Source organism: Massiliimalia massiliensis, assembly GCF_900155615.1.
Taxonomy (GTDB): domain Bacteria; phylum Bacillota; class Clostridia; order Oscillospirales; family Ruminococcaceae; genus Massiliimalia; species Massiliimalia massiliensis.
This window is the reverse complement of record NZ_FUHT01000002.1, coordinates 87,039-100,248: the sequence shown is the minus strand read 5'-3', so window position 1 is coordinate 100,248 and position 13,210 is coordinate 87,039. Positions and strand designations below refer to the sequence as shown.

Genomic DNA, 13,210 nt, shown 5'->3' with positions numbered 1-13,210 from the left:
GGCTGCCCATCAGACTCAATTATTCACCCATCAGACGTTTCATTACTTCTTTATAGGCGTCCTCTTCTCCGCCCATATCTCTTCTGAAGCGGTCTTTGTCCAGCTTTTCGTGGGTAACGGTATCCCAGAAACGGCAGGTATCCGGGGAAATTTCATCCGCCAGGACAATGGTGCCGTCGCTCAGCTTGCCGAATTCCAGCTTAAAGTCAATCAACTGGATGTTCACTTCCTTGAGGTAAGCGGAAAGAGCTTCGTTCACTTTCAGCGCGTATTTGGCAATCAGGCCGAGCTCTTCCTTGGTGCACCACTCCATTGCGAGAATGTGGTATTCGTTTACCATCGGGTCGCCGAGCGCGTCGTCCTTGTAGCAGAATTCCAGGACAGTTTTCTTCATCGGGGTGCCTTCCGGCAGGCCGATCCGTTTGGAAAGGGAACCGGCGGCAATGTTTCTGACAATGACCTCCAGGGGAACAATGGTAACTTTTTTTACAATGGTTTCTCGGTCGGAAATCTCTTCCACAAGGTGGGTCGGAACCCCTTCCTTTTCCAGCATTTTCATCAAATGATTGGTTACGCGGTTGTTGATGATTCCCTTGTCATGGATTGTCCCTTTTTTGGCTCCGTTTCCAGCGGTTGCATCATCCTTGTAATCAACGATCAACAGTTCCGGATCCTCGGTTGTCCAGACTTTTTTTGCCTTTCCTTCATAGAGCTGTTCGATTTTTTTCATTTTTCTTCCTCCCTGATATTTTGTAAAAGAACTAATTTAATTCTTCCTGCAGCTTTTGATCTTTTGCAACGACCTCTGCGGTCATCTTCTCTTTCATTTCGCTGAGCTGTTTCACTAAGCCTTCATCGGAAACAGCCAGAATCTGTACTGCCAGAATCGCCGCGTTGTCCGCGCCGTCGATGGCAACGGTCGCAACCGGAATTCCTTTTGGCATTTGAACGGTGGAGAGCAGCGCGTCGAGCCCGTCTAACGTAGAAGCCTTAATTGGAATTCCAATCACAGGCAGGGTAGTATGTGCGGCAAGAACGCCTGCAAGATGGGCGGCCTTTCCGGCGGCGGCAATAATCACGCCAAATCCGTTTTCGCGCGCCTTTGAGGAAAATTCACAGGCCTGGGCGGGTGTGCGGTGTGCGGACATGATATGTGTCTCTACCTCAATTCCAAAGCCCTTTAAGGTGTTGATGGTGTTTTTTAAAACCGGTAAATCACTGTCGCTTCCCATAATTACTGCGACTTTTTTGGTGTTCGGCATAATCAAGATCCTTTCTGTTTAAAATGAGAAACCGGGACAAAAAAATCCCGGAAAGAATGATAAAACAATAAAAGAAAGCTGCGAAAAATTCGCAGCTTTTCGGTTACTGAGCTATTTTGCCCGCACAAATCCCGTCAAAGAAAGACGCACTGGCACCATAAATGGAAGTATTCAGAGAACTGTGATACCCTACCATATGCCAGGTCATTTTAAAATCCTCCTTTTGGGATATTGTCGAACGAGTACATTACCAGTTTACCTTATTTTACAAAAGATTGCAATATCTGAAATCTTTAATTTTTTTCTTCGTTTTTTCAGATAAATAGTGATAATATACAACCTCTTTTCAGGTTATGATTTTTTTACTGCGTCGTCGCTGAACAGCTCCTTTGCGGAGGCAGCCAAACCAGCAAAGCCCTGCAGGTCGCTTGGAATAATGATCTTGGTCGCCTTCCCGTCTGCGGCTTTTGCAAACGCTTCCAGGCTCTTGAGAGCCAGAACCTGCTGGTTCGGGTTTGCCTCATTCAGGAGGACGATGCTGTCGGCCAGCGCCTTCTGCACCATTTCAATCGCTTCTGCTTCACCCTGAGCCTCGCGGATTTTCTGCTCTTTCACAGCTTCCGCCTGAAGGATTGTCGCCTGTTTTTCTGCTTCCGCGCGGAGGATCTGGCTTTCCTTCTGGCCTTCCGCCACCAGGATAGAGCTTCTCTTTTCTCCTTCGGCACGGAGGATGGATTCACGGCGTTCCCGTTCCGCCTTCATCTGTTTTTCCATCGCGTCCTGAATTTCAGCGGGCGGAATAATATTTTTGAGCTCTACACGGTTTACCTTGATGCCCCAGCGGTCGGTGGATTCATCCAGGATGGTAGTGATTTTGCTGTTGATAAAATCGCGGGAGGTCAGAGTATGGTCAAGCTCCAGATCTCCGATAATATTACGCAGTGTGGTTGCGGTCAGGTTTTCGATGGCAGACATTGGACGTTCTACGCCGTAGGTGTAAAGCTTTGCGTCGGTCACCTGGTAGAATACGACGGTATCGATCTGCATCGTAACGTTATCCTTGGTGATTACAGGCTGCGGTTTAAAGTCAACCACAAATTCCTTTAGGGAAACCTTTTTGGCAATCCGGTCCAGGAATGGAACCAGGAAATGGATACCTGTCGCCCATGTTCCGCTGTAGGTTCCAAGACGTTCGATCACATAAACCTGTGCCTGCGGAACGATCTTAATCCGGGAAATCAGGAAGATGAGAATGATCAGAATAACGACCAGAACAATAATCAGTTCCGGGCTGAATGGTAAATACGGCATAATAATGTCCTCCTTTAATTTGAAGCTTTCACTTCTTTGACAAAAACGGTAACGCCTTCAATCCGTCCAATCTGAATGACAGCGTCTTTTTCTATGATAAGGTTATCCTCGCTTCGTGCATTCCAGGAAAGGCCGTCAACCTGTACGCGGCCAACGCCCCGCAGGTTATCAATTTTTTCAGTCACTACGCCCTCTTTTCCAATCACCGCATCTGCATTAGTCGGTTTATGCGTGGCCTTTGCTTTGCAGACAATCGGGCGGGTGAAGATCAGCAGCAGGGTAGAGATCACAAGGAACAGGATGATTTGGACTAAGATCGGCGCGTGGAACAGGGAAGCGATAAACGCCGCTGCGCTTCCTACAGCGAACCAAATCGAGACAAGCTGGAGAGAGATCGATTCGGCGATAACCAAAACGATGAATAACGCTCCCCAGAAAATCAATTCGTACATGAAAGACCTCCTTCTTTTACAATTCCCAAGATGTCATTGTTATTGTATCATGAAAAGGGGTTTGTTTCAATCTTTATTTCAGGGGGTTTACAGAAACTTAAATTTTGAATATTTTTCACATTTTGTCAATGCTTTATACAGATTGTGAAGGGAAAATAGATTTACTTTTCTGCCCTCATTTGTTATAATGACATTGATATAGAGGAATAAGTTTAAAATGTAACGATAATATAGAAGGAGTCCTAACCATGATATGTAAGGTGTGCGGTATGGAATATGCCGGCGATGTCTGTCCGAAATGCAAAACACCTGGAACACTTGACTATACCCAATACGACTATTTCCCGCATAGAGCTCAAATCCGCCAGACGCAGTTTGCGGCGGGAGACTCCGCGCCGCTTTCCGGCCAGGAGCAGCCGCCGAGGCAGGAACCGGCTGGAATGCAGAATGACCGGCAGCGCACCGGCTGGAACGCAGAGGACCGGCGTCCCTTTGGTATCTGCCCCAAATGCGGAAATGTTCTGAGAGGGAATTTCTGCGGACAGTGCGGCTATTTCGCCGGGAACCGGCGGCCCGGCGATCAGGTCAATACGGGCTGTCAGCCAAACGGCTGGAATGGCGCCGGACAACAGGGGAATTCCTTTACGGAGAACTACCGGAATTCAAGACAGCCGTTGCCTCCGCAGCCCAAGCCAAAGACCTGGGTTATTGTACTGGTAGTGCTGGCGTTTGTCTTTCTGGTGGTGATTCTCCCTATTTTGTTTGTCTTTGGCTACACGAGCTTTTTGATTCATATGATCGATTCTCTGGATAAGAACTACAGTCTTTATTCGTCTGGAGATGGTTCCTCGCATAACCAGTATGATGAAAGCTATGAGGACTTTGACGACTTCATGGAACGGTATTTTAATGAAAACGGACAGAACAGTGAGGAATCTGCACCTGAACAGATCCCGGAGGATGAAGGGGAATCTGTCCTGCCGAACGGTGTTTCCAATCAGGAATATGCCCAGCTGACGCCCGGAATGACCTATGCGGAAATCAGTTCGATTATTGGCGGGGACGGGGTTGTCATTACCCAGGACGGCGATGACTTTACAGCGGCGTGGCCCGGGGAATATAAACCGGACGCGGTAGTTACTGTCGTGTTTGAAGACGGTTTGGCAAAGACAATAGAACAGGACGGCCTGTTCTGATTACATAAGAGAGGAGATAAAAGCCCGCCGCTGATTTGACGGGCTTTTTCAATTGACATGAAAAGAGAAACAGCTTATTTTTATCCTGCGGACATTTTGCTGCCGAAACAGGGGAGCGACCTTCGGACATTCAGTGTGGTTGCCTGCGACCAATACACCTCCGAGCCAGACTACTGGGAACGGGTAAGGAGACAGGCGGAAGGAGTGCCCTCCGCATACCACCTTATCTTTCCGGAAATTGATCTGAAAAAGGATGGGTTCGCCGCGAGAATTGACTCGATCAACCGCAGCATGGATGAACTGCTGGAGCAGGGATATTTTGCCTGCTATCCGAATAGCTTTGTATATGCGGAACGGACGCTAAGAAACGGTGCTGTACGTCGCGGGCTGATCGGAACGGTTGATCTGGAGCAGTATGATTACCGGAAAGGATCCGGAAGCCTGATCCGTGCAACCGAGGGGACGGTGCTGGAGCGCATCCCGCCCCGGGTTAAAATCAGGGAAAACGCACGGCTGGAGCTGCCGCACATTATGCTGCTGCTCGACGATGGAGACAAGCAGGTGATTGAACCGATTGGGCGCAAAGCAGCCCAAATGGAGCCGGTATATGATTTTGAGCTGATGGAGGAAAGCGGCCGTCTGCGCGGATGGCTGTTAAACGGGACGCAGGCAAAGGAACTGAACCATAAGCTCGCTTCGCTTTGTACCCAGAAGGCGTTTGAACAAAAATATCAGGTGGAGGGGGAAGCCCCGATGCTGTTCGCGGTCGGAGACGGGAACCATTCCCTTGCAACAGCAAAGGCCTGCTATGATAAGCTTAAGCAGGAATTACCTCCTGGCCAGGCGGCAGTGCATCCTGCGCGGTATGCACTGGTAGAGCTGGTGAACCTCCACGATGAATCCCTGCAGTTTGAGGCGATCCACCGGGTGGTTTTTGGCGCCGATGCAAAACATCTGATGGAAAAGATGAAAACGGCTCTTAGCCTTTCTGAAACGCCGGTATCCGGGGCACAGACGTTTGACGTGGTCGTGGACGGAAAGACAATACCGGCTGCGGTACAATGTCCGGAAAGCAATCTGGCCGTAGGAACGCTGCAGAAATTTTTGGACGCCTATCTCAAGGAGTTTGACGGCGAGATCGACTATATCCACGGGGAAAAGGTAGTCAGAGAGCTGTGTGGGGAAGGATCAGGGAATATTGGATTCCTGCTTCCTTGTATGAATAAATCGGAGCTGTTCCGTACTGTGATTTTGGACGGTGCATTGCCACGGAAAACCTTTTCGATGGGCGAGGCATGTGATAAGCGGTTTTATCTGGAAGCACGGAAAATCAAATAGAACAAAAAAGAGGAAAGGGATACCCCCTTTCCTCTTTTTGCTGAATTAGCCGAAATACAGTTTTGAGACATCCTGTCCAAACCAGACGGCGGTTTCCTCTTTCGCGGTTTCGGGGCTGTCGCTTGCGTGGATCAGGTTGTAGCAGCTCCGGTGCTCGTTTGCACACCGTTCGAACGAATCGTCTCCCAAGTCGCCTCGGATCGTACCCTGATCCGCTTTGGACGGGTCTGTCGCTCCGACAATGCGGCGGATATCGGCAATCAGGGAACTCTTTTCGCTCTTTAAAATCATCGGGATTGTATCCTTCCCGTTGAAATAATCCATCAGGTTATTCCGGAAGCCTTCCCCGTACTTCTCGATTACATGCGCATAGTGGGTGGAAACAAGCGCTTCGTCTACCTTTTTGTAGCCGAGTCGTTCAATCTCGATTCCTTCCCGTTTGAAATACTGCATGATGTCCTCCACGAGATGCTTCTGAAGCGCATCCGGCTTGAGCATGATAAAACTGTAATACATTGGCTGTAAACTCCTTTTTCTTCTTCTCTTTTCTTATTCTATGGATTTCAGGCTTTCCACCATAGAGACTTTTTTCAGCTTGCGGTACATGACCAGATCCACCAATACAGCGAAAAGGATGGTCAGGGCAAGCGCCAGGATAAAGCTGAGCGGTTTGACCTCCCGGCCGAACATCACCATGTCTACCTCAACAGTGGTAATCGTAAAGTGATGCAGGATGACGCCGAGAACCAATCCCAGCAGACTTCCGATGATTGTCAGGATGCTGGTTTCTCGGAACACATAGGAACCGACCTCCGTATCAAAGAAGCCGAGCACCTTGATAGTAGCGATTTCACGCTGCCGCTCTGTAATATTGATATTCGTAAGGTTATAAAGCACGATGAATGCCAGCAGTCCCGCGAAAAGGACAATTACCATAATGACATAGTCGAGGCTCGCGATCATGGTATCAAAATTTTCGCTGAGCGAGCTGGTAAAGCGGACGGTATTCACGCCGTCCTGCGACAGCAGGAGATCGGAAAGCCGCGACTCGTCCTCCTCGTTCTGCGCCGTCGAAACAGCAATAATCTGCTGGTAATCGGGTGCTTCCCCCATCACCGCCTCAAATTGCTCCGGGGCAATATAAAGATAGCTGTAGATATAGTTTTCAGTCACACCGGTAATGATAAAGTCACAATATTCATTATCGCTGTTCTGGAGCGATACGGTGTCTCCGACTCCGATCCCCAGCTTGGAGGCCAGTTTTTCTGTGATGACGGCAGAATCCTTGTCGAATGGGATTTCCTTTCCGCCGATCCGGCTTCGCAGAGTGATAAAATCGGAAATCCGGCCGGTCTGCTCCGGGACTACCAAATAACCGGACTGTGTCTTCTCCCCGGCTGTGATATCGATTAGCTTGGTGTCTGTGACAAGGTAATCGCTGAAATTTTTAGAATCCTCTAATACCGCTTTGCCGGCTTCTCCAAATTCTTCTTCCGACTGAATTTGGATTGTGGCGTCATAATGGAATATTTCGGAATATTGCAGCCCAACGACTGCGGACACAGAATCCTTGATGCCAAACCCGGTAAGCAGAAGGGCAGTACAGCCTGCTATCCCGATGATGGTCATGAACAGGCGCTTTTTATACCGGAATAAATTCCTGGCAGTCACCTTATGGATAAAGGTCAGCCGTTTCCAAACCGGCGTAATCCGTTCCAGCAGAATCCGTTTCCCGGCCTTAGGAGCCTTTGGCTGCATCAAGGCTGACGGGGATTCCCGCAGGATTGAGAAACAGGACAGGAACGTCGCCCCTAACGTACAGAGCAGGGAGGCGGCGCATCCGGCTGCTGCATACCCCCAGTTTAACGGCATCTGGATGTCCGGCGCTGTATACATAATGCGGTACGAGTTCCAGCATACCACCGGGATCAGCGAATTGCAAACCAGGATTCCCAGCACACAGCCGATCAGGGTAGCCAGGAGCGCATAGATCAGATATTTTGCCATGATCGTGCGGCTGCGGTAGCCCAGCGCCTTGTAGGTGCCGATCAGGGTACGTTCCTCCTCCACCATTCTGGTCATGGTGGTCAGGGCAACCAGGGCGGCAACCAGGAAAAAGATGATTGGGAATACGGTTGAAAGGGAAGCGATTCGTTCAGAATCCTCTGACATGCTTGCAAATCCTACATTAGTGTCCCGGTCCAGCCAGTACCAGGTAGGCTTTTCCAGCTCGTCAAGCTCCTTCTGTCCGTCATCGAGCTTTTGCTTTGCGTCGTCAAGCTCTTCCTCTGCCTCCTGCTTCTGGGCTTCATATTCTTCCCAGCCGTCTTCTATCTCCTGCTTTGCATCCGTAAGCTTCTGGGAATTCTCCTGCAGCTCAACATAACCATTATCTAAATCTGTACGGCTTTTGTCAAGCTGTTTTTTGGCTTTTTCGAGTTTTTCTTCTGCTTCTGTAAAGGTATCCTCTGCTTCCTGCTTGGACTGATCCAACAGTTTCTGCTGCTCATCAAGCTGTGCGAAACCGTCTTTTACCGCGCTGAGCCCGGACGTAACTCTTTGAAGGTTATCGTCATAGGAATCTACGGCAAGCTGCATCGGCTGCATCGTTTTGGTTAACTGTTCGATCTGCGCGGCAAGGGAATCGATCAGCGCCTGATCGCCGTCCTCTTCCGCCTGATCGAGCTGGTCGATGAGATCCTGATGCTGTAAATCCATCTGTGCAAGAGCGAGACGGGTCTGTTCAATCTGCGCGGCGCCGCGGTCCAATTCCTTTTTGGATGCCTGCAGCTCGGTTTGCGTATCCTCCAGCTCTGTACGTTTATCATCGATCTGCTTTTGCGCGTCAGAGAGGTCTTTTTCCGCTTTTTCTTTTTCTTCCTTCAGCGAAGCGATACCGTCCTCATATTCTGCTATGCCGTCTTTCCATGCCGCTTCTCCGTCCTGGAGCGTCTGCTTTGCGTCAGCAAGCCTCTGCTCGCTGTCCTCGACTTCCTGCTCTGCGTCCCGGAGCGTCTGCTCTGCATCGGCAAGCTTATCGTCCGCTTCTTTCTTCGCATCCTCATATTCCTGCCTTGCGTCATCAAGCTCCTGCTGTGCTTCTGCGCGAATTTCCTCCAGCCGGAGTGGGGTACGGACATCCGCCAGCTCCTCCAGCCGGTCGGAGGCCTGGGAAACAAGCTCTTCATAATCGTCCGAGAAGGCAGACAAATCTGCGGCTCCGATTACCGTGACAAAGAGATCGGTATAGGCGGGCTGGGAGAAATCCGTTTCCGGGATATACATATAATAGTCAAGGTTTCCGCTCCCAAGCTCGGTGCTTCCCAAGGAAAAAGAAAGGTAATAAGAGGAATCCACAATTCCGACGATAGTGTATTCCTTAGTTTTGATCTGGTCACCCAGAGAACCGTCTTTGTCTGTCAGAGTAATCGTACTGCCGATGACATCCTCCGAATCGAACAGATTGTCTTTGCTGACCACACATTCCCCGGACTTTTCCGGCAGCCGGCCCTTTACAACTACAGGGCGGTTCAGATAGTCTTTATTATCCTCTGAGAGATTGGCAGGAAGGGAATGGATGCGGATTACCCTGTCTTTTCCATCCAGCCGGCTGATCGCATCTACTGTATATCCGGCCATGACGCTGGAAACGCCCTCAGTTGCCCGGATTGCCGCAACGTCCTCATCGGTGAAGCCCATGGTAGAAACACCATGGAGATCCATCATGCGGCCTTCATCACAGTAATCGTCCACAGTCAGCTTCATATCCGGTGAGGTAGAGCGAAGTCCGGTGTAAAACCCTGTCCCAAGCGCAACAATCATCAGGATTGCAAAAAAACGGCTCAGGGAATGGGTAATAGAGCGGACAACGTCAGTCCGGAATGCCTTTTTCATTACCACTCAATCCTTTCCGCCGACACAGGGTTGGGGTTTGTCTGGATATCAACCACTTTCCCGCTCTTGATTTTGACCACGCGGTCGGCCATTGCGGTAAACGCCTGGTTGTGGGTGATGACAATAACAGTCTGTCCGTTATTCCGGCAGGTGTCCTGCAAGAGCTGCAGGATGGTTTTTCCGGTGTTGTAGTCGAGCGCTCCGGTTGGTTCGTCACATAACAGCAGCTTGGGATTCTTGGCGATCGCACGTGCGATTGCCACCCGCTGCTGCTCGCCGCCTGAAAGCTGAGCGGGAAAATTATTCATCCGGTTACCCAGCCCGACCTCCTCCAGCACCATGGCTGCGTCGAGCGGATTGTCGCAGATCTGCGCCGCCAGCTCTACATTTTCCAGCGCGGTCAGGTTCTGCACCAGATTGTAAAACTGGAACACAAACCCGATATCATGGCGGCGGTATTCAATTAACTGGCGCGGGGTATAGCTGCTGATCCTTTTGGAATCAAGCATAATGGTACCGCTGGTGCAGGTATCCATCCCGCCGAGCATATTCAGTACCGTTGTCTTGCCGGCGCCGCTGTGCCCGACAATAATGACGAATTCACCCTGCTCTGCCGAGAAGGTGATCCCATCAGCAGCCGCAATGGTAATTTCGCCCATATGGTAAAGTTTTGTCACATCCTGAAACTCTACAAAGGCCATTCTAGCCCACGCCTTTCTATCAATGTATTTGATTTCATGTTTTGTACCTATATTATAACATACCCGATTTTGGAAAATATCAACAAATTATGAGCAAAATAGGAATAGTCTGACGTTTTAGGCGGTTTGAAATCACCGGTGTTTTATGATACAATACGGTCATATGGATTTCTCCGTTGTTTTCTGCAGGGCGGGACTGATTCCTCGCTTTCCAGAAAGGCATGTAATAGGCAAAAGGCATGGTGATAATATGAAATTAGCGCAGACAAAGGACATCCGGACGTTAAACCGTCTGGCGGTTCTTGATTATATTCGGCAGCACCAGGATGTCTCCCGTGCAGAGGTGTCGGAACAGCTAAAACTGAATAAAGCGACGGTTTCTACCGTTGTAAAGGAATGGATAGACCTTCATCTCCTGCAGGAAACGGAACTGGGCAGCTCTACCGGCGGGCGGAAGCCAATCATGCTTCAGCAGATAGCAGACGCGGGCTATTGCATCGCGATTGACCTTGGCGTGACCAGTATGCGGGTCATTACGACCGACCTCTGCAACGAGGTGCGGCAGAGCCATACGATCCCGCTGATCGGGAACCAGTTTGCGGAAAATTACAAGCATCTGTATGATTATCTGGACAAAACGGTTCAGTCGATGTCCCCGTCGCCCTATGGGCTGGTCGGAATCGGGGTATCGGTGCGCGGGGTTGTCGACCGGGAGGGCGTGATCCGGAACATTCCGAATCTTCGCTGGCGGAATATCGATATTAAGACGCTGCTGCAGGACCGGTATCATGTCCCGGTGACGGTAAACAATGACGGAAATCTGATGGCGCTGGCAGAGCAGAAGCATCATCCTGAATACCGGGAGCTTGCGGTGATTTCGATTGCAGACGTTATCTCCACCGGGCTGATCACCAACGGTGAGCTGATTCAGGGATACCTTGGGTTTGCCAACGTGCTGGGGCACCATACCATTAATTTCGACGAAACAGAGCAGTGCTCCTGCGGAAAACATGGCTGCTGGGAACAATACTGCAGCAACCAGGCGGTGATCAGGCAGGTGAACCGGTATCTCGAGCATCCGATCTCACGGATTGAAGAATTCATTGCCCTGGTGAGAATTCAGGATGAACATGCTCTGAAGGTATTGCAGCAATTTATTAAATACCTTGCGGTAGGGCTTGGGAATATCATCTTTATCCTGAACAGCCAGACCATTGTCATCAGTTCTGTAATTGTATCGGCGCTCCCTTACCTGATCCCGGAGGTTCTGCGGCAGATTGTCCTGCCTATCACCCAGACGCAGGACATTTTTATCTCTGAGCTGGGAGATGATTCTGCGATTCTCAGCGCCTCCGATCAGTGTGTCAGTGGCTTCTTCATCCAAATGGCGAACCAATAAACGCAAATGGCGAAACGGGCGTGCAGCAAAAGCTGCACGCCCGTTTCTATATGGCTGAAAGTGAGGAATTATTTTTGATGGATTGCGGGAAGGACATAGTCAAGATAGCCATGAATGGCTTTTACTGTGTCGTCCTGCATCCGCTGGTCGGACATTGGCCCGGTTGCATGGGTGATGCCGTAGGCCGGCTGCGGCGCGCCGCCGATATTGCAGGGAACAGATAATAAGATCATTCCCATATGCTGGGCAAAGGTATTCATCCCCTGCATACAGAGTTCGCTGCCTCCGTAGAGATCACCGCTGGTCGCAAAACAGCCGAAATATTTCCCGGACATCAGGGCTTCCACCCAGATGTCACAGAAGGAATCCATAAAGGCTTTCATCTGCGCGGAAACACAGCCGTAATAGGTTGGGGAACCCAAAAACAGCGCGTCGTAACCGGTCAGGTCCTTGCCGCAGGAGATAACGGGCAGTTTCAGGATTTCTTCCCGGTAAACCCGGGAAGAATCAAACTTTAGGGAGGTTTCCTCAAAGGCCTCGTCTTTCACACGGAAAAGGGAGACCTCCTCGCCCTTTTCTTTGAGGTAATCCGCATATGCTTTTGCCATCAGATAGGTATTCCCGCAGACGCTGTGGAATACCACTGCAATTTTAGACATATTTCGTTTCCTTCTTTCTCACAAAACTTAATCGTAGATCAGTTTCTGACGGAAGTAGAAGAAGTGGTCGCTGTGGGTATGGACGGAGAGCATTTTGGTATGCGGATGGTCTTTGGAACCGAATTCCTTCCCGAACTTTCCGATGGATAATGCCTGCCCGCCGACATAGATGCAGGAATAGTTGAAGAAGAGCTCATCCATCAGGCCCTGAGAAACCAGATAGTGCATATAGGATGGGGTCTCAACCAGCACTTTGTCAAGGCCGAATTTTTTCATGATATAAAGCGCCACCTTAGAATCAGGAGCCTTTTCACCGGTCGCAATGACAATCACCTTATCCTGATTTGCCTTCATAGTACAGATCATTTCATCGGTTACATCCTCTATGGAGGATACCGGGCCGACAACAGCATAGTCACAGGTTAGACCTTCCTCGACAACCTTAAGCCCGGCGGCAGAGGTGCTGATCATAACCGGAACCTCCGGAGTTTGAAAGAGGATGTGGCCGAATGGGATATCAGTCCCGTCCAGGGAGGAAATGATATTCCACGGCACCGGATTCATTCCGGCGGCAATCCGCGCATCCTCCAGATCCTGGTCAAAGACATGGCAGGTATAGTCGCTTTCGGCCTGCATGGTTCCGGCGCCGATGATATCGCCGTCGGATACCGCGCGCAGCATATTCAGAATCCACCAGTCGGCATTTGCGCCGTCCGGGTCATATTTGTTGAGCTTTGCAATCAGCGGCCCCTGAGGCGCGTCAGTAAAGGCGATTTTTCCGTCGATCGAGGTGACGAGGGAAGTATAGGTATACGGACGGTCTTCGTGAAGCTCCGTAAAGTTCAGTTCGCCGTAGATTTCCTTGATGTGGTCACAGGTCAGGGTTTTTACCGCGGCGGTCTTTAAATCGTCGCTTTCATAAATTTTTCTGACTTTTGTTTTCTCTACATCAAACGGCATTTTAAATAAAGAAGTCGCCATATTGATTCTTCCTTTCC

The 13,210-nt window shown here is 50.0% G+C and carries 12 protein-coding genes; 3 read left to right on the top strand and 9 right to left on the bottom strand.

Annotated features, from left to right (window positions below):
• Window positions 1-19: 19 nt before the first annotated feature.
• The 4 genes from purC to CZ360_RS00435 form a co-directional block, all read right to left on the bottom strand.
• Complete coding sequence (purC, locus tag CZ360_RS00450) at window positions 20-730, bottom strand: phosphoribosylaminoimidazolesuccinocarboxamide synthase (protein WP_077532252.1); 711 nt, start codon at window positions 728-730, stop codon at window positions 20-22.
• Window positions 731-761: 31 nt separating this feature from the next.
• On the bottom strand, window positions 762-1,262 hold the full coding sequence (gene purE, locus CZ360_RS00445; RefSeq protein WP_077532251.1) for a 5-(carboxyamino)imidazole ribonucleotide mutase: 501 nt from the start codon (window positions 1,260-1,262) through the stop codon (window positions 762-764).
• Window positions 1,263-1,613: 351 nt separating this feature from the next.
• On the bottom strand, window positions 1,614-2,573 hold the full coding sequence (locus CZ360_RS00440) for an SPFH domain-containing protein (protein WP_077532250.1): 960 nt from the start codon (window positions 2,571-2,573) through the stop codon (window positions 1,614-1,616).
• A 14-nt stretch (window positions 2,574-2,587) separates the two neighbouring features.
• A complete protein-coding gene (locus CZ360_RS00435; RefSeq protein WP_077532249.1) occupies window positions 2,588-3,025 on the bottom strand; it encodes an NfeD family protein in 438 nt (145 codons plus the stop codon).
• A 248-nt stretch (window positions 3,026-3,273) separates the two neighbouring features.
• Between CZ360_RS00435 and CZ360_RS00430 the strand changes: the two genes are divergently transcribed.
• Window positions 3,274-4,221 (top strand): hypothetical protein, encoded by a 948-nt coding sequence (locus CZ360_RS00430; protein ID WP_077532248.1) that lies wholly within the window; start codon window positions 3,274-3,276, stop codon window positions 4,219-4,221.
• Window positions 4,222-4,278: 57 nt separating this feature from the next.
• Window positions 4,279-5,559 carry a DUF1015 domain-containing protein gene (locus CZ360_RS00425; RefSeq protein ID WP_077532247.1) on the top strand — a complete coding sequence of 427 codons (1,281 nt, stop codon included), beginning with the start codon at window positions 4,279-4,281 and terminating at the stop codon, window positions 5,557-5,559.
• Between the two features lie 45 nt (window positions 5,560-5,604).
• Here the strand turns inward: CZ360_RS00425 and CZ360_RS00420 are convergent, their stop codons facing one another.
• The 3 genes from CZ360_RS00420 to CZ360_RS00410 are packed head-to-tail and all read right to left on the bottom strand — an operon-like array spanning window position 5,605 to window position 10,154.
• Window positions 5,605-6,075, bottom strand: a complete 471-nt coding sequence (locus tag CZ360_RS00420) for a nucleoside-diphosphate kinase (RefSeq protein ID WP_077532246.1) — start codon at window positions 6,073-6,075, stop codon at window positions 5,605-5,607.
• A gap of 33 nt (window positions 6,076-6,108) precedes the next feature.
• Complete coding sequence (locus CZ360_RS00415; RefSeq protein WP_077532245.1) at window positions 6,109-9,453, bottom strand: FtsX-like permease family protein; 3,345 nt, start codon at window positions 9,451-9,453, stop codon at window positions 6,109-6,111.
• Entirely contained in the window at window positions 9,453-10,154 is a 702-nt protein-coding gene (locus CZ360_RS00410; RefSeq protein ID WP_077532244.1) for an ABC transporter ATP-binding protein, read from the bottom strand. Before CZ360_RS00410 ends, CZ360_RS00415 begins: the two co-directional genes overlap by 1 nt.
• A gap of 250 nt (window positions 10,155-10,404) precedes the next feature.
• On the opposite strand from CZ360_RS00410, the gene CZ360_RS00405 reads away from it, so the two are divergent.
• Entirely contained in the window at window positions 10,405-11,553 is a 1,149-nt protein-coding gene (locus CZ360_RS00405; RefSeq protein ID WP_077532243.1) for an ROK family protein, read from the top strand.
• 68 nt (window positions 11,554-11,621) lie between these two features.
• Here the strand turns inward: CZ360_RS00405 and CZ360_RS00400 are convergent, their stop codons facing one another.
• Both CZ360_RS00400 and CZ360_RS00395 read right to left on the bottom strand, forming a co-directional pair.
• The gene (locus CZ360_RS00400) at window positions 11,622-12,212 is read right to left on the bottom strand and encodes a flavodoxin family protein (RefSeq protein ID WP_077532242.1); all 591 of its coding nucleotides are present in this window, start codon (window positions 12,210-12,212) and stop codon (window positions 11,622-11,624) included.
• 27 nt (window positions 12,213-12,239) lie between these two features.
• Complete coding sequence (locus tag CZ360_RS00395) at window positions 12,240-13,193, bottom strand: dihydrofolate reductase family protein (protein ID WP_077532241.1); 954 nt, start codon at window positions 13,191-13,193, stop codon at window positions 12,240-12,242.
• Window positions 13,194-13,210 lie beyond the last annotated feature (17 nt).